The organism is Gluconobacter japonicus (assembly GCF_002723975.1).
In the GTDB taxonomy this organism is placed as follows: Bacteria; Pseudomonadota; Alphaproteobacteria; order Acetobacterales; family Acetobacteraceae; genus Gluconobacter; species Gluconobacter japonicus.
In genome coordinates this window covers 1-23,198 of sequence record NZ_BEWO01000028.1, presented here as the reverse complement: position 1 = coordinate 23,198, position 23,198 = coordinate 1, and the positions used below count along the sequence as shown (strand labels likewise).

Annotated in this window: 27 protein-coding genes and 1 pseudogene; 19 read left to right on the top strand and 9 right to left on the bottom strand. The window is 58.1% G+C overall.

All coding sequences use genetic code 11. The features are described 5' to 3' along the window. Positions 1 to 3 precede the first annotated feature (3 nt). Positions 4 to 888 carry a tetratricopeptide repeat protein gene (locus GJA01_RS13045; RefSeq protein ID WP_169925644.1) on the top strand — a complete coding sequence of 295 codons (885 nt, stop codon included), beginning with the start codon at positions 4 to 6 and terminating at the stop codon, positions 886 to 888. On the opposite strand, the gene GJA01_RS13040 is transcribed toward GJA01_RS13045, so the two are convergent. The 7 genes from GJA01_RS13040 to GJA01_RS13010 all read right to left on the bottom strand — a co-directional run bounded on the left by GJA01_RS13040 (position 825) and on the right by GJA01_RS13010 (position 7,181). Beyond that, positions 825 to 1,538 carry a hypothetical protein gene (locus GJA01_RS13040; protein WP_062502728.1) on the bottom strand — a complete coding sequence of 238 codons (714 nt, stop codon included), beginning with the start codon at positions 1,536 to 1,538 and terminating at the stop codon, positions 825 to 827. The genes GJA01_RS13045 and GJA01_RS13040 overlap by 64 nt on opposite strands. Further along, entirely contained in the window at positions 1,535 to 2,956 is a 1,422-nt protein-coding gene (locus tag GJA01_RS13035) for a type II and III secretion system protein family protein (RefSeq protein ID WP_062502729.1), read from the bottom strand. Before GJA01_RS13035 ends, GJA01_RS13040 begins: the two co-directional genes overlap by 4 nt. Before the next feature lie 106 nt (positions 2,957 to 3,062). Then, a complete protein-coding gene (locus GJA01_RS13030) occupies positions 3,063 to 3,833 on the bottom strand; it encodes a response regulator transcription factor (protein WP_062502730.1) in 771 nt (256 codons plus the stop codon). A gap of 87 nt (positions 3,834 to 3,920) precedes the next feature. Next, positions 3,921 to 6,047 (bottom strand): type III secretion system export apparatus subunit SctV, encoded by a 2,127-nt coding sequence (gene sctV, locus GJA01_RS13025; RefSeq protein WP_062502731.1) that lies wholly within the window; start codon positions 6,045 to 6,047, stop codon positions 3,921 to 3,923. After that, positions 6,044 to 6,379 carry a tetratricopeptide repeat protein gene (locus GJA01_RS13020; protein ID WP_062502732.1) on the bottom strand — a complete coding sequence of 112 codons (336 nt, stop codon included), beginning with the start codon at positions 6,377 to 6,379 and terminating at the stop codon, positions 6,044 to 6,046. The genes sctV and GJA01_RS13020 overlap by 4 nt, the downstream gene beginning before the upstream one ends. Before the next feature lie 4 nt (positions 6,380 to 6,383). Beyond that, positions 6,384 to 6,755 (bottom strand): hypothetical protein, encoded by a 372-nt coding sequence (locus GJA01_RS13015; RefSeq protein WP_062502733.1) that lies wholly within the window; start codon positions 6,753 to 6,755, stop codon positions 6,384 to 6,386. Positions 6,756 to 6,785: 30 nt separating this feature from the next. Beyond that, complete coding sequence (locus GJA01_RS13010) at positions 6,786 to 7,181, bottom strand: SctD/MshK family protein (RefSeq protein WP_059431480.1); 396 nt, start codon at positions 7,179 to 7,181, stop codon at positions 6,786 to 6,788. Positions 7,182 to 7,265: 84 nt separating this feature from the next. Here GJA01_RS13010 and GJA01_RS13005 point away from each other — a divergent pair, with 84 nt between their 5' ends. Then, the gene (locus tag GJA01_RS13005) at positions 7,266 to 7,616 is read left to right on the top strand and encodes a hypothetical protein (RefSeq protein ID WP_062502734.1); all 351 of its coding nucleotides are present in this window, start codon (positions 7,266 to 7,268) and stop codon (positions 7,614 to 7,616) included. Between the two features lie 310 nt (positions 7,617 to 7,926). Here GJA01_RS13005 and GJA01_RS13000 read toward each other — a convergent pair whose 3' ends face one another. Continuing rightward, positions 7,927 to 8,553 (bottom strand): hypothetical protein, encoded by a 627-nt coding sequence (locus tag GJA01_RS13000; protein WP_062502735.1) that lies wholly within the window; start codon positions 8,551 to 8,553, stop codon positions 7,927 to 7,929. Between the two features lie 206 nt (positions 8,554 to 8,759). On the opposite strand from GJA01_RS13000, the gene GJA01_RS12995 reads away from it, so the two are divergent. The 15 genes from GJA01_RS12995 to GJA01_RS12925 all read left to right on the top strand — a co-directional run bounded on the left by GJA01_RS12995 (position 8,760) and on the right by GJA01_RS12925 (position 20,794). Continuing rightward, positions 8,760 to 9,371 carry a hypothetical protein gene (locus tag GJA01_RS12995; protein ID WP_010505139.1) on the top strand — a complete coding sequence of 204 codons (612 nt, stop codon included), beginning with the start codon at positions 8,760 to 8,762 and terminating at the stop codon, positions 9,369 to 9,371. Positions 9,372 to 9,376: 5 nt separating this feature from the next. Continuing rightward, the gene (gene sctJ, locus GJA01_RS12990; RefSeq protein ID WP_169925643.1) at positions 9,377 to 10,120 is read left to right on the top strand and encodes a type III secretion system inner membrane ring lipoprotein SctJ; all 744 of its coding nucleotides are present in this window, start codon (positions 9,377 to 9,379) and stop codon (positions 10,118 to 10,120) included. Continuing rightward, entirely contained in the window at positions 10,117 to 10,740 is a 624-nt protein-coding gene (locus tag GJA01_RS12985) for a hypothetical protein (protein WP_062502737.1), read from the top strand. Before sctJ ends, GJA01_RS12985 begins: the two co-directional genes overlap by 4 nt. Beyond that, positions 10,737 to 11,360 carry a type III secretion system stator protein SctL gene (gene sctL, locus GJA01_RS12980; protein WP_062502738.1) on the top strand — a complete coding sequence of 208 codons (624 nt, stop codon included), beginning with the start codon at positions 10,737 to 10,739 and terminating at the stop codon, positions 11,358 to 11,360. The genes GJA01_RS12985 and sctL overlap by 4 nt, the downstream gene beginning before the upstream one ends. Then, on the top strand, positions 11,357 to 13,249 hold the full coding sequence (locus GJA01_RS12975; protein WP_284265731.1) for a FliI/YscN family ATPase: 1,893 nt from the start codon (positions 11,357 to 11,359) through the stop codon (positions 13,247 to 13,249). Before sctL ends, GJA01_RS12975 begins: the two co-directional genes overlap by 4 nt. Beyond that, complete coding sequence (locus tag GJA01_RS15320) at positions 13,225 to 13,764, top strand: hypothetical protein (RefSeq protein ID WP_062502739.1); 540 nt, start codon at positions 13,225 to 13,227, stop codon at positions 13,762 to 13,764. The genes GJA01_RS12975 and GJA01_RS15320 overlap by 25 nt, the downstream gene beginning before the upstream one ends. Then, positions 13,761 to 14,837, top strand: a complete 1,077-nt coding sequence (locus tag GJA01_RS12965) for a FliM/FliN family flagellar motor switch protein (RefSeq protein WP_062502740.1) — start codon at positions 13,761 to 13,763, stop codon at positions 14,835 to 14,837. Before GJA01_RS15320 ends, GJA01_RS12965 begins: the two co-directional genes overlap by 4 nt. Next, positions 14,837 to 15,517, top strand: a complete 681-nt coding sequence (gene sctR / locus GJA01_RS12960) for a type III secretion system export apparatus subunit SctR (RefSeq protein WP_082785213.1) — start codon at positions 14,837 to 14,839, stop codon at positions 15,515 to 15,517. Before GJA01_RS12965 ends, sctR begins: the two co-directional genes overlap by 1 nt. 18 nt (positions 15,518 to 15,535) lie before the next feature. Continuing rightward, positions 15,536 to 15,808 (top strand): EscS/YscS/HrcS family type III secretion system export apparatus protein, encoded by a 273-nt coding sequence (locus GJA01_RS12955; protein WP_010505123.1) that lies wholly within the window; start codon positions 15,536 to 15,538, stop codon positions 15,806 to 15,808. A 2-nt stretch (positions 15,809 to 15,810) separates the two neighbouring features. Next, positions 15,811 to 16,602 carry an EscT/YscT/HrcT family type III secretion system export apparatus protein gene (locus GJA01_RS12950; RefSeq protein ID WP_062502741.1) on the top strand — a complete coding sequence of 264 codons (792 nt, stop codon included), beginning with the start codon at positions 15,811 to 15,813 and terminating at the stop codon, positions 16,600 to 16,602. Further along, the gene (locus GJA01_RS12945) at positions 16,599 to 17,639 is read left to right on the top strand and encodes an EscU/YscU/HrcU family type III secretion system export apparatus switch protein (RefSeq protein ID WP_062502742.1); all 1,041 of its coding nucleotides are present in this window, start codon (positions 16,599 to 16,601) and stop codon (positions 17,637 to 17,639) included. The genes GJA01_RS12950 and GJA01_RS12945 overlap by 4 nt, the downstream gene beginning before the upstream one ends. 136 nt (positions 17,640 to 17,775) lie before the next feature. After that, a complete protein-coding gene (locus tag GJA01_RS12940) occupies positions 17,776 to 18,597 on the top strand; it encodes a hypothetical protein (protein ID WP_062502743.1) in 822 nt (273 codons plus the stop codon). 434 nt (positions 18,598 to 19,031) lie between these two features. Continuing rightward, positions 19,032 to 19,217 carry a hypothetical protein gene (locus GJA01_RS15145; protein ID WP_010505115.1) on the top strand — a complete coding sequence of 62 codons (186 nt, stop codon included), beginning with the start codon at positions 19,032 to 19,034 and terminating at the stop codon, positions 19,215 to 19,217. Positions 19,218 to 19,333: 116 nt separating this feature from the next. Then, positions 19,334 to 19,993: a hypothetical protein gene (locus GJA01_RS12930; protein WP_010505112.1), complete on the top strand. Its 660-nt coding sequence runs from the start codon at positions 19,334 to 19,336 to the stop codon at positions 19,991 to 19,993. A gap of 87 nt (positions 19,994 to 20,080) precedes the next feature. Further along, positions 20,081 to 20,794, top strand: a complete 714-nt coding sequence (locus tag GJA01_RS12925; protein WP_062502744.1) for a hypothetical protein — start codon at positions 20,081 to 20,083, stop codon at positions 20,792 to 20,794. Here GJA01_RS12925 and GJA01_RS12920 read toward each other — a convergent pair. Further along, positions 20,791 to 21,108 carry a transposase gene (locus GJA01_RS12920; protein ID WP_062502745.1) on the bottom strand — a complete coding sequence of 106 codons (318 nt, stop codon included), beginning with the start codon at positions 21,106 to 21,108 and terminating at the stop codon, positions 20,791 to 20,793. The two genes, GJA01_RS12925 and GJA01_RS12920, sit on opposite strands and share 4 nt — an antisense overlap. Before the next feature lie 400 nt (positions 21,109 to 21,508). Here GJA01_RS12920 and GJA01_RS12910 point away from each other — a divergent pair. Beyond that, a protein-coding gene (locus tag GJA01_RS12910; protein ID WP_099282404.1) for an IS3 family transposase occupies positions 21,509 to 22,590 on the top strand; the annotation gives its coding sequence in 2 pieces (ribosomal slippage) (positions 21,509 to 21,707 and positions 21,707 to 22,590; 1,083 coding nt in all). A gap of 42 nt (positions 22,591 to 22,632) precedes the next feature. Then, positions 22,633 to 23,164: pseudogene (locus GJA01_RS12905) on the top strand (integrase core domain-containing protein); the annotation flags it as partial. Positions 23,165 to 23,198 lie beyond the last annotated feature (34 nt).

Genomic DNA, 23,198 nt, shown 5'->3' with positions numbered 1-23,198 from the left:
ACGATGACCATGCCCGATATGAGCCTCCGGACACGATCGTCCGCGCGTATACTGGCCCGGATGGGAACCGCAGGCCTGTTTCTGGCGTGCGGACTCGTAGGGGGGTGTGTGTCCACGTCAGACGTCCAGTCCCAGAACGCCTCGCGCGAGCGCAGGGCGGCGCAGGATCCTGAGGCGCTTGCCCGGATTGGCGATGCCGCCGCACGCCAGAACGATATGAAGACAGCGGCTGCTTTTTACGGAAAGGCCGTGGCGCTGAAGCCCGACAATCTCCGTTTTGCCCTGTCCTATGCGGAGGCGCTCGCGTCTTCCGGCAGAGCAGATGAGGCGATTTCCGCTGTGCGGGGCGCACTCCCGCACATGGCTGAGAATGGGAAGATGCGGCTGACGGTCGTTCTGGCTCGCCTTTTGACGGCCTCGCGTCATAATCAGGACGCGATCGCGCTTTTGCGGCCGGCGATCGCGTCCCGGCCCGATGATGCGGCCCTACAGATCGCAATGGGTGTGGCGCTCGATACGGCACAGGATCATGCTGGTGCCCAGACCGCTTATCGCAGAGCTCTTGCGATCGACCCGTCAAGCCTCTCGGCCCAGAATGATCTTGCATTGTCCCAGGTTCTGGCCGGGCATAAAGCCGAGGCTCTCTCCGACCTCCGTCGATTGCGGACACTGGCTGTGGAGCAGGGCGCGTCGGACGCGCAGATTGCGACCATCGATGGCAATATCGCCATCATCTACGCGTTGGAGGGGGACGTTCAGAATGCCCGCCGCTCTGGAACGGGGGCAGCCGTCACGGACAGCGACCGCCGCGAGAATGCCCTCTTCTATTCATTGCTCGCGGCAGGGGGCGGGGGCAGGGACGTCATGCCGTCCACCCCTGCCGACTGACCGGTATTTCCCAGAAGCGCTGTACTCCCTGGCGTCCCTGTCGATCCTCCGCTGCCTCCCCCCGGTCCGATGACGGAAGAACTGCCTGAAGATTGCTGGCTACCTTTCTCCTGATGCTTCTCCCACAGTTCGACAACCTGCCCGAAGCGGGCGCCGTTTGCGGGCTGAAGCTGTGCAGGATCGACCAGATCTCCAGCGTTATCGAGTTCCTGCCCGAGGGCGCGGGCCTGTGTGCAGGTGCCAAGAGCCGTCATGCTGCCTGAAACATCGCCAAACCACGAGCGTCGGAGCGCCCCTCCGCATTCAGGGAGGACGAGCGTATAGGCGTACAGAACGAACGTCATGGACGGATCGGATGTGTGTCTGATCCGGGCTGCGTTCACACCGGATCGAATCAGCGCCGCCTCCGTCAGGGCCGAAAGCCGCGGGTTTGCGGTATTGATGACCGCATGGATATCGCGGCCCGGCCCCAGAGAGGCGATGGCCTGCCGGATATCGGAATCAGGGCTATAAGCCGAGAGCGAACCCCTATGGACCAGTTGCCTAAGCAGCAGAGGGGGGGAAACCGCTTTCTGGATGGCGGTATTCTCGTTGCACCCCGCGAGAGCGGTGAGGCTGAGGCACAGGACAATGAAAGCTGCGCGTGTCATTGGTAGAGAAAGCCTCCCGCGCCGTGAAGATGAGGCATGCGCTCTGGGTCGGGTGATGTCTGTGTGCTGACGGCGGTTCGGTTGAGCAGTAAGGATTCCAGCGCCGTCGTCGGGCGCACGTAATCGGTTGGAAGTTCGGGAACGCTATCTCCCGGATGCACGACATAGGCCGTGACCACGATGATCAGTTCGCTCTCATTGCGCTGAAAGGATGTGGAGCGGAAAAGCGCACCCAGAACCGGGATGTCTCCAAGGCCCGGAACCTTGGAGATTGCGTTCTGCGCATTATTGGAAATCAGACCGCCAATGGCAAAACTCTGACCTGATGCAAGCTGTATGGTCGTATCAGCACGGTTTGTCCGGATTGCGGGAACGGATGAGCCGTTGGTTCCCGGGAACGAGTAGGCACCGTCATTGGCCGCGGTCGAGATCGTGCTGACTTCCGGGGCGACATGCATGGAAATCGTTCCGTCCGCCAGAACGGTGGGTGTAAAGGCAATGCTGACGCCGAAACTCTGATAGCTGATGCCAACCGTGCCGAAGCCTTGGGGGATGGGAACGGGAAACTGGCCCCCTGAGAGAAAGGTCGCAGGCTCGCCAGACATCGTCGTGAGGTTGGGTTCGGCGAGCATCGTAGCCAGCCCTTCTGACGCCATGGCATCCAGTGTTCCGGTAACGGATCCGTGGCCGTTGGTATAGCTGCCGGAAACGCCGTTCATGCTGCGAGCAGCATCGGTAATGAAATTTGCAGCATTCCCTCCGAGGCCGCCCGTTGCAGCACCGATGGCGAATGACCCGACATTATTGAAAACCGTACTCCAGTCGAAGCCAAGCTCTTGCGAAACGCTGCGCTGCACTTCCGCCACGCGCACGCGGAGGCTCACCTGAACGGGGGCGCCAATCGTCAGGCGATTGAGCACGGCCTTGCCGTCTCCCGCATATTGCCGCGCCAGTTCGCCCAGATGAGCGGCGGCGCGTGCGTCGGGAACGGATCCGCTCAGCACTATGCCCTGGGGAGATTCCTGAACCGTGATATTATGTCCGCCTTCAGCGAGAATGGCGCTTTTCATGGCGCTCATATCGTCATGAACCGTCACGTCGGAAGACATCATCGTCTGGCCGTTACGGTCCAGAATGATGATGGTTGTATGGCCCTGTTTCTTCCCGAACAGAAACAGGGTGTTATGTGCCGTGTATTGAACGTCCATAATTGCAGGGTCGGCGATCATGATATTCGACGTCGCGCGTGGCAAATGGATGATCTGGCCGCCACCCACGCTGATCTCCATCGACCGGGAAGCATGCCATGTGCTTTTCTGAGGGTCGGGCTCCTGGGCCAATGCAACGCCCACCCCCGGACCGAAGACAAGGCCGGACAGGAGAAAAAGGGAACGAAGTGTTCCGGTGGATGATGACAAGAGGAACTCCCGTGTTTCTGGGTTTCCCGGCCGCAGGTTTCGGGGCGGGAAGGACCCGGTGGACCGGACCGCGTTCTGCCGGGATATTGATTTGCGGAACGGCAAGCTAGGTTGTCGCATGGGAAAGGGACGGAATTGCCGATCTGTGCGCGTGAGCCGTATATCCACCGGGGTCGGCGGCCTGCGTTCGGGTGCGCGTGGTTTTGCTTCTGGGGGCCAGCCTGTAGCCGACGCCGCGCACAGCCTCAATGGTGAGCGACGATCTAACGCTGCCGAGCTGACGCCTGATGCGGCTGATGCGCACCTCAAGCGCGTTCGGGCAGCAATCGGCCAGCGCGCCATAGGCGTCGTGCTCCAGCCCCGAACGTGGCACGACCTTTCCCTTGCGGCGGATCAGTGATTCCAGAATGGCCGTCTCGCGCCTCTGGAGCGGCAGGAGGACGTCATTGACGCGCACTTCCCGGCTTTGTAGGCAGAGGGAGAGTTCCTCAAACCGGTAATGCTCCTGCACGGACTCCTGTGGACGCCGGAGAATGGCCCGGATGCGCGCCACCAGCTCGCGGGGATTGACGCTATGGCTCACACAGTCGTCTGCGCCGTTCTCAAGCGCGAAGATACGGTTCTGCTCTTCCGTCGCGATCATGATGACGTAGGGCGTTTTTACGACATCGCGCCAGTCCCTTTCGAGAAGATAGCATCCCTGTTCCTTGTTGCAGAAATACTGATCCACCACGATCAGATCGTAACTGTTGGCGAACAGGGCCTCTCTGGCCTCTGCTGAGGAATGAAAACTGTCCACGCCATATCCTGCGGCATGGATGGTCTGCACGAGGTTCCGGAAGCCGGTTTCCTGTTTGAGCAAGGTCATCAGTCGCATCGTGTCAGCCTTCCCTTATCTGTGTCATGGCGGGGATTGCATGGCGTCGTGCGCGCACGCGCTGCCAGAAATAATGGTGCATGGTCATCAGGCCTGCGCCGCAGTGGAGATTTCTCCGGCAAGCCCCAAGCTGATCGACCCGATGGGATGGACGGGAAATTCGGTGGCGAGATCCTGATAGGAGAGCACAGGATGATCGAGATCGTTACGTACGAGAAAGCCGCGTACAAAACGGCGTATATCAACAGAGGTAATGACGATCGGTGTCATCTGGGCCGCGTTTTTCGGACGACCCTCGACTGACAGCCGCGTGCGGAACGCTGAGAGCAGACGCTGGGAAACATCCGGATCAAGCGCGAGAAACGAGCCACCGGACGTGTCCCTGACGGCCTGACGCACAGCCTGTTCGACATCCTGGCCGAGAACGAGGCCCGCCATCGCCTTGTGAGAGCCCGCGTGGCGGTGGCAGATCTGCCGGGAAAGAGCCTGCCGGACATATTCCACGAGCATGAGGGAGCGGGTTTCCTTCTCCCCCCACTCCACGAGGGTTTCAAGAATGAGCCGCATGTTTTTCAGTGGCACGCCCTCCTCAACCAGACGTCTCAGAATATCGGCCAGACGCTGGGTCGGGACGATCCGCATGGCCTCGCGCACTAGGTCGCCGTAACCGGGCTCGAGACGTAGGACGAGACGGCGGGCTTCCTGAAGGCCTATGAACCGACCAACATGTTTGCGCGCGATCGTTCGAAAGCGGTTCGCGATGATGGCGGGCAGGTCGAGATAGCCGATACCGGCTGCCTTGAGGCGTGTTTCATCGGTCCGTGCAATCCAGAGCGAGGCCCCGCTGTCGGTCAATGGTTCGCCGCTCTGACTGGCTATCCCGGCGAGATCCAGATGAACCGGATCGTCGTGGAGGAGGAGATGATTGGGCAGAGCATCGTGCTCTTCGACCGGAACATCTTCCAGATCGATCGAGAAATGGAAGGTGTCGGTCTCCGCGGTCGATCGGATCGCGGGTTTCGGGCAGACGACGCCAAGATCGCTTTCTACATCCTCGCAGGCAATGGCCAGCAGCCGGTCGAGGCGCGGTCTGTCCATGACACGCATGACGGCGGGTGACAGGGATATGGCCAGAAGGGGGGAGAAACTGTCGGCGATGGCCGTGGCAGCCGTAGATTCCGTCGTGACCGACCGGGCGAATTCTTCCGCTTCCGCGCTTTCGAGGGAGGTTCGGGAAAAACGACCCCAAAGTTTCTTCCAGTCAGGGCGGCTGCCCAGAAGAAATAAAATCGACAGCCCCAGAAACACGGACTTGGGGAAGCCTGGAATCATCGCCATGATCAGCAGCATGATCGCGGCGACCAGAAGCGCGCGCCGGTCTGCCGTCAACTGCCCGACCATTTCCTTCCCAAGATCCTGCCCGTGGCTGCCTACTCTCGTGACGACAACCGCCGCTGCGATGGACAGGAGCAGTGCGGGGATCTGCGAGATCAGTGCGTCACCAACCGTCAAGAGTGTGTAGGTGTGCATTGCGTCGCTCAGGCTCAGTCCGCGCTGTGCAACCCCAATGCCGATTCCACCCGCCAGATTGACGCCGATGATCACAAGGCCCGCGATTGCGTCGCCCTTTACGAATTTGAGCGCGCCGTCCATGGCGCCGTGCAGGGCGCTCTCGCTGGCGAGTTCCTGACGCCGCTTCCGCGCCTCAGCCTGATCGATGTCGCCTGAGCGCAGATCGCTGTCGATGCTCATCTGTTTGCCGGGCATGGCATCGAGCGTAAACCGGGCCCCGACTTCTGCAACGCGCTCCGTACCTTTCGTGACTACGATGAACTGAACCGTCGTGACGATGGCGAAGACGACGAGGCCGACGACAATATTGCCCCCGATCACGAATTCTCCGAACGTGGCGACGATCGTGCCTGCGTCTCCGGACGTAAGGATGAGGCGTGTCACCGTGACTTCCAGAGCCAGGCGGAAAACCGTCGAGACGAGGATCATGCCCGGAAGCGCGGTCAGATCCAGCGGAGAGCGGAGATAGACCGCAACCATCAGCAGTAGCGCGGAGAACGCGAGATTGCACCCGATCAGTATGTCAGCCAGCGCGGCGGGCATCGGCATGATCAGCATGGCAACCGTCAGCACCAGCACGGCAACTAGTGCAAGATCCTGGCGTTGAGAGACGAGGCGAAATGCGTTCTGGAAGTTCTTCATAAGGCAAGAGCCCGAACATTCGACTGGGCGAAGACTGAGAAAGCGGTCTGTGCTTCCTTGAACCGGCCGGTTCTGTGAAGGGCCCGTGCGCGCAGGAGAGCATCGCCGGGCTCCTCGGTAGGGCGAAGGCGCCTGATCCTGTCGAGTACGACAAGCGCCAGCTCACCGCGTTTCATCGCGGTGTAGACATGAGCCAGAAGACGCAGGCAGTCGCAGTCATCGGGGTTTTCAGCCGCGACAAGCAACAATAACGGCAGGGCACGTGGCTCGCGATCGCATGACGCATACATATAGGCGAGCGATAGAAGAAGGTCGCGCTGGGCCTGATCCAAGACATCACCCTCCGATGAGACTGTCGCGGTAGCGCATGAGCAGTTCAAGATTGTGCAGCTCGAAAGACAGTGCCTCCAGGCCACCGGGCACGACGGGGCCGAAACTGCTCTGCGCTCGCGCTTCCAGGCGCGTCAGAAGTGTTTTCCGCTGGTCGGATCTGAGAATGCCAGCGCTTTTCAGGTGTGGCATGAGATGGAGGAAAAGTGCGTCCGTCAGCGTCGGAGGCTCGATCCCCTCCGGTGCATGTTGGCGCACCGACAGGGTCTTGTGGAATGCGACGAGGTCAGGTGCGATAGCGGCATCCGGCGTATTGGCCACGACCTCCTCGATTGCATGGTCAAGGCGGATCATGGGTTGGGATGGGATGCGGCTCATGAGAATAACGCTCCTCAAATGACAATCTGATCAGTAAGTCACGAGAAATTCATCATGTCCATCAAGAACTGAGACTTTATGAGCGGAAATACCAGTAATTTTCTGACCCGATTCCAGAATGGATCCAATATAATATCTCTGCCCTTTTATGGTCACATTTGCCCTTTGTCCCAACCATATACTTTGTATCGGCAAGGACAGTACTTTATTTGGCGATTCTTTGACGTCGGAAATCCACGTATACTGCTGGCCATAAGATGCGTCAAACCATTGCTCCGCATCCCTGAACGCTGTCAGCCGCTCATGGGGGACTGCGCCGCTCACTGTTACGACACCACCGGAAACACGGACGGCCAGCCCGAAAAGATCATGGTTGCGAAGTTCGTGGATCACGGACTCTCCAAGATCGTGATCGCTCAGCGCCATGTTCTGTTTTCGCGCTGGAAGATCCGAGACCGCCTCTGATCCTGTCGAAGGCGAAGACGCGGGCTGAGCAGGGCTTGAGGCTGGATGCCAGAAAATCCCTTCCAACAGGAGAAGTCCGAGTATGCCTGCGACACATATGACGATGTTTCGTGTCAGGCTTTGAGCACTGAAAAGGGCTGGGAGCCGGGAGATGGGGAAAGCGCTGGTATGGCCAGTCTCTGCGGTTGCGGTGTCCGTGATACTCAGTGGAACGGACGCAATCCTGATATCGATCGGGAGTGCAAAACTATGGCTTTTTCCGCTGTCCAGAACGTGGTCATTGATGATGACACCTTCAGCCAGGGCCGTGCATCTGAACTGTCCGCCCGGAAGTGGGGCGACGGCGAGATGGGATGGCTGGATACCCTCGTCGAGCAGGGTAATGTCCGCATCTGACCCGGAGCCGATCGTTACGGGGCGATCGCCGATTTCACATGTCGCATCCGCGTGTAGGCCGGAAAGAACGTGGAGGGCGAATGAAGGAGCGGAAAGCAGGTGAATTGCCGTTTGTCCCAGAGCAATGGATGGTTGGAAACAGTGGAGAGACCGGAACCAGCAGGCGCTGCTAAGATAGGTTTCTGTCTGTAACTTAATCTTGCTATCAAGAAACTATCGACTTGTGAGGAACCTGCAAGGAAGATTCACTAAATTTTCATAATTCTGATTGGGTCGCGATGGGAACCCCACTGACAAGACGTGTTGACCTTTATCGGGGGGATATTTTCTGCATCGTAGAGCCACGATAGATCGTCACGCCATCGCTTTGAACTTCGCCCAGTGCGGCAATCGTCTGATTGACCAAGGCGCGGAAGCGGGGTGGCCCGAAGACGGTAATATGTTGCCCGTCAGGCGTGCGACGCACGGGAAAGCGTGCATCGGAAATCTGGCGGGCTTTCAGGGATTCCGTCAGGGTCGGGAACGGCACGCCATCGAGTGCGACATCCTCGGAGACGGTTTCCGACGCAGGCGTTACGAACAGGGTCTGGCCATCGAAATACCAGTCGAGATGGTAGTCCGTGCAGATACGGTTGAGAAATCCACGTGGGGTAGAGGCCGTCAGCCCTTTCCGTACCGGCTGGGTCAGGGACGGGTCAGATGAGACGTGCAGATCGATATCCGCGCCAAACTGGTCCAGAGCCTGAATGACGCTGCCCTGAAGCATCGTGAACTGCCCCGTTTCGGGAAGGTAGAGCGGGGCTGCCCGGAGTGGCTGTGACAGAGCGATCACTGTCAGCCCCACATGGACGGTGGTTTTTGCAAGTGCCCACACAGAGGACCTAGTCGCCCTGTTGTTCGGGGAACTGACCTGAAGACCGTCACCTGTCGGCGTCATGGCAAATGCAAATCCTTAATCGGCGACGCCGGGCAGACGTGATGCTTTCGTGTTCGGATGCATGAGGGGGACGGTTTGGTCAACCGATACAATTGTCGCCGGGACGAGGTAGGGTGCAGAGCTGGTCAGGTTGAAGTCAGGATATGATGCGAGGTCTGGGGCAGCACGAGACTGGCGAAGGTCGACACAAAAAAGGGAGAAGGACGATGTCTGGATTGGCCGGAATTGCCGCCGTCGCTGCCAGTCAGGCTGCGTCTGCCACGCCCTCGCTTACAGCCCCTGCGCCGGCTGGGGCGTTTCATCAGGCTGATGTCGCCGCGTTTCACGATACGGCACGGACGCAGCTTGCTTTTTCCGAAGCCATTCCTGCATCTCCCATAAGTCAGATCGTTCCCGTACAGTCGGAGCCGACACTGGGCGACCGTATTCTCGATAGCCTGAGTCGTATTGGCAGCAGCTTCGGTCGGCTCGATGCTCTCGCTCCGCAGGGGCTAGCGCCGGACCGTGCGGGACCAGCGATATCGGCTCAGACGCTGTCTGACAAAAATGGCGTGACGACGGGTATGGATACGGGCGGTGGGATTTCGCATCCTTCCGCAAAACATGATGTCCTGGCGGCTCATCATGCGGGTGCCCGTTCGGCAACAGATCCCGAAAGCCTGCTCGGGCGGATCCAGCAGCAGGGCGAACAGCTTTATAATGAGTCGATTTCACGTCAGATCGCACTGACGAATGCCGAGTTCGAAACGCATGTGATCACCGTGGCGTCACAGGATATGGCCAGCACGCTTAAAAGTCTGCTGAGCCAGGGGGGATGATGGGAGTGAGGTGGGTCTCTGCTTCTCTGCTGATCCTGTGCCTTGGGCTGACGGCGTGCCAGTCCGAACTTTATACCGGGCTATCCGAACGGGATGCGATGCAGATGGTTGCCATTCTGCTTCAGCACGGGATCTCTGCTGACCGCGTGATCAGCAAGGATGGAAGCAGTGCGATTGAGGTGTCCAGCAGCCGGATTGCCGATGCGGTCAATGTCCTGAAGGCTGCGCACTATCCGCGGAATGCATATGCGAGCATGGACAAGGTTTTCCAGCAGCAGGGGCTTATCAGTTCTCCTGCGGCGGAACGTGCCAAGCTTTATTTTGGGATCAGTCAGGAGCTTGACCGCACTCTGAATGATATTGATGGCGTCGTGGATGCGCGGGTTCATATTGCGGCGTCAGCCAGTGACCCTGTGACAGGTGTGGAAAAACCGGCCACGGCCGCCGTTGTCCTACGTTACGACGAAGGAAGCAGCGCCAGGACGCTGATCCCGAAGATCAAGCAGCTCGTCGCCAACGCCGTGCAGGATCTGAGCTATGACCGCGTGTCGGTCATTTTGATTCCTGTTCAATCACAGAATATCCCGCTCACGCCCGCAGGTCCCAGTCCTCTTGCAGTAACAGGATGGGTTCTGGCTGTATTCTGGCCGTCGCTTGCGGGAGGGTGGTATCTCTGGAGGCGCTTTCGTGGAAAGAGGTTTACCTCCAGAACGACGCAGGTTGCCGTGGTTTCCGACAGGGCCGCATGAGCAGGGCGAACGCGACCGAAACACTTGTCGACCTTCATCCGTCCCATTTCCAGCGCGCGATGCCGATGCTGCGGCGCGAGACGGTGGAACGGATCCAGCGGTGTGACCGTCTGGCGCATCGTCTGGCAAAACTCATAGACTATCGCATTGACCGCCCGGAACAGGCCGCGTCGGATTTCGACGTTCTGGCGTACCGTCCGCGCTTTGAGGTGGAAGTGGCAGGACGGCATATGGGGGCTCTGATCTTCGGTCGGGCTCTGGCCCGATATGTCGATACGGCGTCAATAGCCGTCCTGAACCGGGAAGTAGGCACTTCGGCGCGTATGTTCGGGATCCGACATTCCGTCCAGATTGTTTCGCCCATTGTGCTGCCGACTATTGAGGGAGGCGCGGAAGAGCTGGCTTCTGCGATCAATGACTGGGGTTGGCGTTGCTTGGTGCGATGGCGCGATCAGGTGTCACCGACCTGTCAGAAAGCAGCTACACTACGTCTGCCCGCTGTGGGGCTGCCGGATGCTGCGCCTGAGACAAGCGATGCCATCATCCGGCACGTTATCGCGACTTTCTTCGCTCCCGCAAACGTCAAGGAAGATGAAGCACCAGAGGAGAGTGGTATATGACCGAATTCGCCACGCTCTCCCCCGAACAGCGTATCCTGAACCCTGAAGAGATGACCCTGTGGTGTGAGGCGCAGGCAGCTTATCGGAGCGCTCTGGCGGACGCCAGTCGGCTGAGGGCCACCGCCAGAGCTGCTTACGACGCAGAAAAGCAGCGTGGTCTGGAGGAGGGCCGTGCGCAGGCGCGTGTGGAAATGGCGCAGCAGATCATGTCATCTGCCCAAGCCGCGTCGCAGGTGCTGCAAAATCTTGAGTGCAGCCTGCCAGAGATCGTCGCGGATATCGTGGCTGACATGCTCGGGCGCGTGGATATCAGCGACGTCCTGCCACTGGCAATCGAACATGGCTTGTCACGCATCCGGCGCGGGACGGTAGCACAGCTTCGGATTGCCCCGGATTGTGTCGCGCCTCTGGCGGAGTTCATGCCCCTTCTTCAGGACAGCGACAGTGGCGTGCATATCGAGGTGGACGCAGGTCTGGCGTCCGGCCGGTGTGTTCTGGAGAGCGAGTTCGGCGTGTCTGAGCTCGGCATCGCCGACCAGACGCGTCTTCTGCGCGAGCGTCTTGCGGCGCAGTGGGATCAGTTGGCCGATCTGGCGGACACGCCGGGGCACGGATCATGACATCACGGGCAGCGCTGTCGGACACTGAGGTCACATCGGTACAGCAGGATATCTCGCTGCTAGCAGCCTTGTCGTCCGCCGATTCCACCTTGGTCACCGCAGAGGATTCAGGGCGAGGCATTATAGCGGAGAACCCACGACCTTTTATACCGGAAGAGCCAGTCAGGCCGGTCGGACCGGATGAACATCCGTCTGAAGGCGCCGTTGCGGGTATTTCGATCAGGCGTGACGGGCAGTCGGGCGGTAGCCAGGGCGACGATTCCGGGGAGGCAGGGCCGAATATGGCGGGTGGTGCGTCCGTAACAAGCCCGTGCGGTGAGCGTGACATATCGGCCCCGCCCTCGCGTGATGGTCTCGTCGGGACGCGGAGCCTGAAGCGGCTGCGAGCGGCGCCGGAAGGCCCCGATTTTGGCGAGTCTGCTTCTCCTGAGATAGTGCGGACTGACGAAAGCGCGCAACGACGGATCGGGGAGCCGCCTCCGCGGGGGAGCAGCCGTGGGTTTTCGAACGGCGATTCCGGCATGCCCGATCTTGCGGAAGGGAGGGGTGACGGCAAAGACCCGGGGCATGTCGTCGAGCGGATGCGGCACCTGCTTCCACTGTTGCGCTCCAAGGCGGCATCGCTGGAATCCCATCCGGTTCAGGGGCGGGTCGTTGCTGCAACCGGAACGATCATCCGCGCGATTTTGCCCAATGTCGCGGTTGGTGATCTCTGCCTCCTGCGGGATCGCAAGCGGGACTGGAGTATGAACGCTGAAGTTGTGGGGCTGGTCGGGCGTGAGGTCCTTCTGGCACCGATGGGCAATCTGGAGGGCATTTCCGCTGAGACGGAGGTTCTTCCGACGGGTGGGCGGCGTCAGTTCCCGGTCGGGCAGCGTGTTCTGGGTCGCGTTCTGGATGCGCTCGGAGCGCCCATGGACGGTAAAGGACCACTCCCGTCCGGCCCCAGCGCCCCGATTACAGCCAGCCCGCCCGATGTAATGCGACGCAGAATGATCGACCGTCCTCTGCCGATCGGCCTTCGCGCGATCGACAGCGTCCTGACCTGTGGGGAGGGGCAGCGTCTGGGGATCTATGGTGAGGCAGGGGGCGGAAAGTCCACGTTGATGGCCTCCATCGTCAAGGGAAGCGATGCGGATGTCACGGTTGTCGCGCTGGTCGGGGAACGTGGCCGTGAGGTTCGGGAATTCATAGAGCATAACCTCGGGCCTGATGGGCTGGCCCGTTCGGTCGTCGTGGTGGCAACGTCGGACAGGCCGGCGGCGGAACGTGTGGCCTGTGCACAGGCTGCGACCGCGATTGCGGAGCATTTTCGCGATCTGGGGCTCAAGGTCCTTCTGTTCGTCGATAACGTTACGCGCTTTGCACGTGCCCTGCGTGAGATTGGTCTTGCCGCCGGCGAGCCGCCGACCCGGCGGGGCTTTCCGCCGTCCGTTTTTACCGCTCTTCCCAAGCTCATGGAGCGGGCGGGAATGGGAGAACGAGGTTCCATCACTGCCTTTTACGCCGTTCTTGTGGAAGACGGGCAGAGCGATCCAATCGCGGAAGAAACACGCGGGATTCTAGATGGGCATATCATCCTTTCCCGCGCGCTTGCGGCGTCGGGGCATTATCCGGCAATCGACATTCTGAGCAGCCGGTCGCGTGTGATGAGCCTCGTAACGTCTGCGGAGCATCAGGTTCGAGCCGATCGGCTCAGGGCGCTCTGGGCGCGCTATCAGGATGTCGCGTTCCTGTTGCAGGTTGGAGAATACAAGCCCGGTGGTGATCCGCTGGCCGATGAAGCCATTGAAAAAATCGATGAGATGAGGGGGTTGCTGCGGCAGGGCAATGAGGAGCAGACAACATTCGCGGAGATGACGGAATGGATGACCCGACTGTTGGGCTGATGACGGTCATTCCCGTTCCGATGGCGCAGAAACTCTTGCGCCTGCGCGAGTTGCGCGCGGCACAGGCCAGAAAGACCGCTCTGTTACGCACCCAGGAGGCTCATGCCGGGTGGGAGGACGTAAAACGCAGCCAGACCGTTCTTGACAGCCACCGTGAGCACTGGCGTGCGGTGGAGGCGGAAGGTACGGCACGCATGAACCGTCCGTTGGAGCATGGTACGGTCAGTCCGCAGGCCCTGCGGGACAGGCACGATCATCTGGGGGCGCTGGCAGATCGAGCCATTGCGCTCCAGAAGGATGTGGGTTTGCGGGCTGACATGGCCAGAAAGCAGGACGAGGCTGCCGCGCTCGCATGGCGGGCGCACCGGGAGTTCGACCAGCGTTGCGGTCATGCTGCACGCCTGCTCGACAAAGCCCGGAACGCAGAGAGGCGCGAACAGGAAGCGTTGGACGAACAGGAACTGGAGGATCTGGCTCTGATGCGGCATGCCGCCCGGGATTTCGAGGGGTCATGAGCCGGAAAGATACCGTACGCCCGTACAGGGCGCCCACGCTTGCGTATTCTCCTGCCGTTTCGGAGCTTTTCGGTCGGTACCCGCTCAAAATTCCGGTTGAACCGGATATCTGGAGTGTCGCGTTCCTGCCCCCGTTTTCGCCGGGGGAAGACTGGCTCTGTCTGCAATTGAAGATCGGCGCGCAGGAAGGGCAATGCCTGTTGCCACGCGGTCTGTTGCGAATGATCCTGCGCCTGGCCGAGCCTCAGCCGCGCGCGCCCCTAAACAGCGATATCGCTATTCTTCTTGTCGAGATGGTGTTTAACGAAGCTCTGATGGATCTCGAGACCCGACTGGGCTGCACACTGTCCATCCTGCGCTTCGATAGTTGTGCCAAACCGGTCGAATTCGAGGAGGCCGTTTCTGGGCAATCGCCACTGCGTGTGGGGTTCAGGGTCTCATTTGGTGCGCAAGAGGTGTTCGACGGGCTGCTTTATCTTGCGCAGGAAACGTTTTCGGCGCTCAGGCCGCATTTTCCGGCTCTGATCCGCACGTTCGAGGCGCCGCCGGTGGCGGTCAGCCTTCGTGTTGGGGGCATGTCTCTTTCCGTGGCAGAGGTGCGTGCGCTCAGGCCGGGCTGCGGGATTGTCATCGGCCCAACTGCCCGGCGGAGCGTGGCGCTCGTGGCCGGAGAGGCGCTGGCGACCCTAGCGGTTCACGATGGATACAGGATCGTTATACAGGGTGGTTGGCAGGATATTGCACAATTTTCTTTACCGGAATGGATCGGACACATGACAGACGGATCGGCCGCCCCACCTCTCTTTTCCTCGCCCGAAGCAGAGCAGTTTCCGGAAACCGAAGTTCCTGAAGTGCAGTTCGATACCGTTCAGGTGCCGCTGAGTTTCGAGATCGGACGCAGGGTTTTTACTCTTGGCGAGTTGCAGGAAATCGGTGAGGGGCATGTTATCGAAATCGGCTCCCTGAGTGACCAGAAAGTATCGGTGCTGGCGCATGGGCGGCGCATCGGAGAGGGCGAACTGGTGGAAGTCGGAGCCGCACTGGCTGTCCGGCTGACACGGATCAACGCCTGATGCAGGGGGCAGGAGCAATGATGGGAAGCGGGTTCGCGTCCACGAATCTCGTCACCGCGCTGATTTTGACGCTGGCATTCGCACTTCTGACGCTGGCGGTGATTTCGACAACTTCTTTCGTCAAGATTTCAGTCGTCCTGTTCCTGCTGCGCACTGCGCTCGGGATTCAGCAGTCCCCCCCGAACGTGGTGCTTTATTCGATTGCCCTGATCCTGACGCTCTTCATTTCCGCCCCGATGGGGAAGGAAGTTTATCAAAGTGTCACGGATGCGGGCCTGAAATACGAGAACATCAGTGATTACGTGCAGGCTTACGAAGTTGCCGAAGCCCCGGTGGCCCAGCATCTCATGCGCTTTACCCAGCCACGTGAGCGGGCATTCTTCGTCAATTCGGCGCAACGGCTCTGGCCGGAAGACATGCGGGCCACTCTCGCGCCCGACTCTCTTCCGGTCCTGTTGCCGGCCTATCTGACCGGGGAGCTCAAAAGAGCTTTCGAGATCGGATTTCTTATCTATCTGCCTTTCATTGTGATCGATCTCGTCGTCACGACGATCCTCATTGCCATGGGATTGTCACAGGTGCAGCCAAACACGATTTCTGTTCCGCTCAAACTGCTCCTGTTCGTTCTGGCTGGCGGGTGGACACGGCTGCTGCATGGTCTGGTGCTGAGTTATGCATGATGGAAGGGAGGTTTGCCGATGGATGACGGAGGACTGACACAGCAGCTTTCAGCCGCGCTTTTCCTGTTCGCCTCGATTGCAGGACCACCGCTGTTGATCGCTACGGTGATCGGTATCGCAATTGGAATACTGCAGGCAGTGACGCAGCTTCAGGATCAGACAATGCCACTGACGTTCAAGGTCGTAGCGGTCTGCGCCACACTTCTGCTCATGGGCGGGACACTCCTGCCGCCCCTGCTGACGTTTACGGAGCATATTTTCGACGATTTCCCCGTGATGACGCGCAGCTGACGATGCCGGCGGCACATTTCACGACCAGTCTGATGCCGTTGCTGTCCGCGGTTGCGATTGCGATGGGGCGGCCTGCGGGTGCGGCTCTGGTTCTTCCAGTTTTCACGCGGGCGCAACTGGGAGGCGTCGTGCGGGGGGCTTTCGCGTTCGTCGTAGGGCTGCCGGTAATTCCCGGACTCTACAGAGACCTGCAGCAGACGTCCCTCAACCTGCCTTCACTGGCTTTGATTGGCGCGCGCGAGATGATGATTGGCGTCATCATCGGTTTCCTTGCAGGATTGCCGATATGGGCCGTGCAGAGCGCGGGGGAGTGGCTTGATACCCAGAGAAGCGCGACACAGGGACAGGCTTCCGAACCCGATGGGGAGCAGGAGTCGCTGTCGGCCTCGCTGCTGGCGATGACGACTGTCGCGCTGTACGTCATTGGTAACGGGCTCGGGTTTCTCGATCAGGCTATCGTGGATTCAGAGATTGCATGGCCTCCTCTGGTTCTCGGTCTCACCCCACAGCCCGGTTTTGCGACGACCGCACTGGGTCTGCTCGACCGTTTTGAAATCCTGTCCATGAAAATCGCGGTGCCGGTCATTCTGGCCATGCTGCTGTGTGACGGGTGCATTATTCTGTTGATGCGCGCGATCCCTAAACTTCATCTTTACGATCTCGCGCCCACCCTCAGGAATCTGGCCTTCACGTTGATGATGTGTGGATACGCATCCTGGCTCGTTGTTTATGCGCGCAGGGACATTCTGGATATGTCCATTATGCATGATCTCGGAGGGTTGCTGGCACCATGAGTGGCAGCAGCGAAGAGCGGAACCTTCCGGCATCCGCCAAAAAACTGACGGATGAGCGCAGAAAAGGTCGCCTTGCCAAGGCCCCCGACATGCAATCCGCCATGGTCTCGATCGTTCTGATCGGCTGGGTGCTGACGGGCGCCTCGTCTATTTCTGCACGGCTCGGGAGACTCTTTGCGGTGGCGGGCGCGGCTACGACCCTTCCTTTTGATGAAGCAGTGCGCGATATGTCGGGCGCGATAAAAGGCGCATTGCTTCATTGCGCGCTTGTGCCGCTACTTCTGGCTATCGGGGCAGCATTGTTCGCGGGTCTGTTGATCAATCGCGGATTCATTTTCTCTATCGATCCGCTGATGCCGAAACTGGAGAAGCTCAATCCGATCGGTGGTTTGAAGAGCATATTCAAGCCAAAGAATTTCGTTGATCTGGCGCTTTCGATTTTGAAGGTCCTTGTATTCGGGGGGGCGCTTGCAGCGATCGCCCTGCACGAAGTGAACGATCTAATCCGTGTACCGGAAATGGCTCCAACAGAGTGGCCGAAAATTCTCTCGGCGTTGGTGGTGCCGATGATGCTGGGTGCGTGTGCTTTTTATCTGGCGACTGGTATCGCCGATCTGATGATCCAGAAGCGTTTTTTTATGCGTGAAATGCGCATGACCCAGACAGAGTTGAAAAACGAGCGGAAGGAAACGCAGGGTAATCCGCAAATCAAGATGCAGCGGATGAGAATTGCCAACGAAAACCGCCGTGCCCCCGCGAAACTTGGTCCCAAGCAGGCAACGCTGATGATCTGTCAGGAGGGCGTAACGGTCGGAATACGCTACAAGCCGGGAGATACGCCTGTGCCGCGCGTGGTGTGCATCGGGCAGGGGGGCGCTGCCGAGAAATATCGGACGATAGCGCGCGAGCAGGGCGTGCCCATGTGCTGGAACCGCGAACTGGCGGGTGATCTGAAAAAGAATTTCAGGCCAGGCATGACCATAACGCAGGCTTTTTTCAATTCCGTTGCGCATGCGATCCAGAATACGTCCGTGTGATATGGAAGAGTATGTTCTTGGACCCTCGCAGCGTGCGATGAGAGCATAATGTCACATGAGATACTCTTTTATCGGCTGAGCAGTCATGCAAGTATTTTGAATAGACTCTAGACTGCTTTACTTTGAGGATATCGATATGACGATCTCTAACGTGTCGTCGTTAGACGACATCAGTAAATTTTCACAAGGGCTGGAAAAAGCCGGCATCGACCCGTCAGAGCTTATCCGAATATTCGATGCCGTGATGGCGCAGGAAGGAGAGAAAAGAAATGCCTCTCCAGCCGCATCTGCTCCCGCACAGGGCTCGGCTTCGCCGGCCGCATCCGTATCGGCAGCTGCAGCGCCATCGGCTACTCCTGTCGCGGCTGCGGACAAGGCTGCGGGAACGGGAGAAAATTCGGTCAGTATCTCCAATACCAGCAATCACGACGAAAAAATCGGTGAGTTCCTGAACGGTGGCTCAACGACAGCACCTGTGGCGGAAATCACGCTCAAGCCTGGCGAAACTGGAAAACTGAGTTACGCGAACGGGCAGGGCGGCTTTATGGCGGAAGCAGATTCCTCCGGCGCGTATAAGCCCAGTGCATCGCGCCTCGAGTTTTATGCCGATGCCAAGGGAATCAATAATACGGATGTGAGTTATATCGACGGGCGGAACGCGGCGATTCAGGTTTCTGACGGCAAGGGAAAGAGCGCAGGCGACACGCAGAATATCGCGTCGCAGGCCCCGTCGGATATCGTCAGTCATGACAGCGGCGGCAATGCGACGGTTACTGGCTGGTATGATGGTTCGAGCGCCGCGATGCAGGCTGGGGGGAACTTCATGGAGCAGAAACTGGGAACCGGGAACGCATATATTCATCCCGATGACGACCAGAAGAGAACGCAATCGGCAAATCCGATGACGATGGCGCAGGACAGTAGCCAGAATTATACAGCCAGTTTCGGCGATGCCTGAAGAAGCCCTAGTACGGTTCAAAAAAACGGGGGACGGAGAGTCCCCCGTTTTTTTGGACAACACAAGATTTATTGTGTGAGTGACAAATTTTCTTTGTCACGGTGGCTTCATAAATTTTTCATATATTTCTCAATTCTGTAACGACGTATGTCGTATCTTCATTTCGATTTCATTCGTAAAAAATTTACGAAAAAACGGCAATATGTGGCTGTTTCCAGAGGATTGCGTAGGGCCGGACTGACTGCATCTCGGGTTTTTCGTGTTGTTGCGGCCCCGTGCGACACGTCAGGTTCTGATCAGCTTCGTAAAATAACAATGATGGGCAGGAGAGGGCGATATCTGGTTCCCAGGTCGGGACTTCTCTCATTGTGCAGACACTCCGACGATAAATGTCGGGTTCAGCGTTATCGATTTTGTATCGAAAGGTTTTTCTTATGAGCGGCACCACTTCCGATATGAGCAGCACACTGTCTTCGATCATGCAGCAGTCTCAGGCGATGGAAGAACAGAACCTGCAGGAACAGTTCGAGATGTCGAAGCTTTCCAACTCCCAGTCTCTCGCAAACAACTTCGAGCAGACCATGGCCAGCAATGCCAAGCAGGCCTTCTCCAAGGACTGATCTGCGCTTTTGGCTTCAGGGGGTTCTGACGAGTACCGTTCGGAACCCTCTGCCCACTAACTTTAGATTTTTTGCCGCTTTACGGCAGTATAAACATTATTTTATGGAATAAAAAAATGTCTGATGTGTCGTTGAGCGGTAACATGACGATGGACGTGCAGACCCTTCAGTCGATGGTTGATCAAGGGGGCGCGGCCGGCAATCAGAGTATTCAGGATTTCGCACTTGCTGTCATGCGCGAGGCGCAGCAGAAAGGGAATGGCCAGGAAGCTCAGGCCGCTTCGAATATCGCGGGCAGCCTCAACGACGGGACGTATAGTCAGGGTGCGAGCAATGATGCCCTCTACGCCAGTCTGCAGGGCCAGTCTGTTGATTCGGCTGGTCTCGGGATCGAAAACACACGCAATCGCATCGTGTCCGGTGATTCGTCATCTTCAATCGCCCACGATCTAGACGCACTTGGTACCGAGATTGGCGGAGATGACGGGGCCAAGCTGAAGGCAATCGCTGCTCAGGTTTCCAATGGCACGGCAACCACTACCAGTGCAGTGTCTCTGCTCAACCAATTGGGGCAACAGCATGGTCTACCAGATGTGACGACGGGATCAAGCTCTGGCGCGGCCACGACAACGCCGCTTTCCGTCAACCTGCGGGGCGGTGTGGAGCAAGGTGAGGAAGCAGGCGCTTTCTTCGCCGCCATGTTTGGCAGCCAGCAGCTGAAATTTTCCTCAACTGATGAATTTCCGACACTTGATAAGAATGAAAAAAATGCCTGAGGAAATTGTACGGTACTCGCCAGGCGGCGATCACTGAACTCTCAGGACATAATAATCACCCGAATTGCAAATGTAAGGAAATAAACCATGGAAGCTGTAAGCCACCCAACGTCTTCGCACCTCCCGGAAACTGTTCCGACGGAAACTGGAGGGACAGCCAAGCCCGACGCCACGCATTCGTCCGGTAACAGCGCAGGCAGCGACACGACTGCGATCGAACAGTTTCTCCAACTCCTCCAGCAGGTTGAAGGTTCTGTATCGGGGTCCGGGTCTGCAAATCCTAATCTTGGGCAGATTGGAAGTGCTTTTGGTGGCGGAGACGGTACGCAATCTCCGACCAGCACAGCCCCCTCAGACAATCCCCTAGGTTTTGAAGGCAGTCAGGGCGCGCAGGGATCAACCGCAACCAATGCCGCCGGCCAAACTGACTTCGCCAATGCAGTTACGGATCTGCACGGCAAGGATCAAGAGGCATTCGACCAGTTCCAGAAAGATGCCAACGACGGTAACGGTAACGCAATGGTCAATGATATCATTGCTGACTACAAAAACGGTGACCTCACGAAAGACCAGGCCAACTCTCTGGCGCTGGATGTGCAGCAGGTGGCCAACGTCAATGGCGGTGGCAAAATCAACAAAAAAGAGCGTCATAAGTTGCAGGATGCGCTGGGAAACAATGGTGATGTCATCACGAGTGGTCACACCAAGGCTGCGGACTGGTGGAAAGAGCACGGCAGCCAGTTCTTAGATGGACTTGGTCTCGCAGCCCAGGTCGGTACGGAAGTTGCGACAAAAGCCTAGGTCACGTTGGCAAAAGATCCAATCCAGAGCCTTGCTGCGGCGATATTGAGGAAACTCATGAAGGACAGGGCGGTCTTGTTGTAGCGGATCGCAATGCGGCGCATCTGCTTGAGGTGGTTGAAGATCCGCTCGACGCGGTTGCGGTCCCTGTAACGTTGCCAGTCTGTTTTTTGTAGAACACTGCAGCCTTTTCGTGAGGGAATAACCGGCAAAATCCCTTGGATCAGCAGGTCCTGGCGGAAACTGGCGCTGTCATAACCCCGATCCGGCCAGCATGGCCCTGGGGTTTGGAGCCGGAAGTTCCAGTAGGGCATTTACGGCTTTATAGTCCGAGACCTGCTCGTCGGTGAGGACAAAACCAAGAGGACGTCCCTGATTGTCGCATCGGGCGTGGATTTTGCTCGTAAAGCCGCCGCGTGACCGACCAAAAGCTTCCGCATGAGCCCCTCTTTTGCGCCAGTTGCCTGTGAATGGGCACGAACCACGGTGCTGTCGACCATATGCTGTCAGCTATCCAAAGTTTGCAGCAAGGCGTCCCACACGTCCTGTTCAGTCCAACGGCGAAACCGGACATAAACCGAGTCCATTTCCCGTAGCGTTCATGCATGTCCCGACAGAGACGGCCTGTACGCAGAACATGCAGCATGCCGTTGGACGTGTCACGGTTTAGTTCCGGACCTTTAAGACCGAAGATGGTCATGAAGGAGACGTGGAATGGGACGAGTTTATAAAGCTGAGTTCAGGCACGAGGCGGTGCGTTTGGCTCTGAGCAGCGTTCTGTCGCGTGAGCGTATTGCACGGGATCTGGGTATCGGCTCCTCGACGTTGAAGAAATGGATCCGCTATGAGAATGAGAGATTACGCCGTGAGAACCTCCTGCTGCAGGAGGAGAGGGAGCTGTTAAAAAAGGCGACACAGTTCTTCGCGAGCCAAAGGTCGTGAGGTTTGCCTTTATTTCTCGATATAATGGGCCGCTTTCACGCAAACGGGTCTGTCGCCTGTTTGGCGTCAGCGACCGGGGTTTCAGGGCCTGGCGACGAAGCCCGGTCTGTGCCCGCAAAAGACAGGATGACATCCTGATGGTCCATATCCGCGCCATTCACGCTCAGAGCAGGCGAAGCTACGGACGCCCCCGTATGACAGAAGAACTCAGGGCTGCGGGTCTGTCTGTCGGGCATCGTCGCGTTGGACGTCTGATGCGCGAGAATGCCATTCGTGTTGTCAGGACACGACGCTTCAAGGTGACTACGAACAGTTCGCACAAGCACAGTATTGAACCCAACCTTTTGGGGCAGGATTTTTCAGCACCAGCGCTGAACCAGAAATGGACAGCGGACATCACATATATCTGGACATGTGAAGGCTGGGTTTACCTGGCTGTGGTGCTGGACCTCTTCTCACGAAGAGTCATCGGCTGGAACCTTGAGGTCCGTATGACCGCAGGTCTTGCCACGACTGCGTTACAGCGCGCTATTGCCTTGCGTCAGCCACCACCAGGCTGCATCCATCATGCGGATCGTGGCAGTCAGTATTGTTCAGAGGCTTACCGGAAGCTCCTTTCTGCTCATGGTTTTCTCGTGTCCATGAGCAGAAAGGAAAACTGCTGGGATAATGCGGTGACGGAGAGTTTCTTCAAGACCTTAAAAGCGGAACTCCTGTGGCGGCAAGCCTGGATGACGCGTCAGGACGTCGAGCAGGCCATCACATCCTACATTAATGATTTCTATAATCCGCAGAGGCTGCACTCTGCACTTCAATGGAAAAGCTTTCTGGATTATGAGCGCAACGCCCCTTAACAGATAACCCATGGTCCGGAACTAAACCGTGACACGTCCACTTTTCGCCAGCACACTTTACTGCCGCTGGATGACTGCCTTTATGCCCTGCAGGCCAGCATTCCCCATCTGATACGTTTGGCCCTGCATCGCTGCTTTCAGCGTCACAAGATCTCACTGCTTCCGGACATGAAGGGAGACAAGCCAAAACGACAGCGCTTCAAACGCTATCCCATCGACTTTTTTTCACATCGATATTGCCGAAGTCGAGACTGCTTAGGGTAAGCTGCATCTCTTCGTTGCTATCGACCGGACAAGCAAATTCGCTGTCACACAACTGGTGGGGAAAGCCGATCGGAAGACAGCCTGAGAATTCCTCGAACATCGTCCGACGAAACCCAATCATTCCTGGACGAACGATCAGGTTGAGCGGATAAACCGGACAATCAAGAAAGCAACCGTCAAGCGCTTCCATTACGACAGGCATGAGCAATTGAGGACACACCTCAACGACTTCATGGCGGCTTATAATTTCGGGCAAAGGCTCAAGACCCTTAGTGGCCTCACACCTTACGAATACATCTGCAAAATCTAGACTTCAGAGCCGGAAAGATTCATCGTCAATCCAA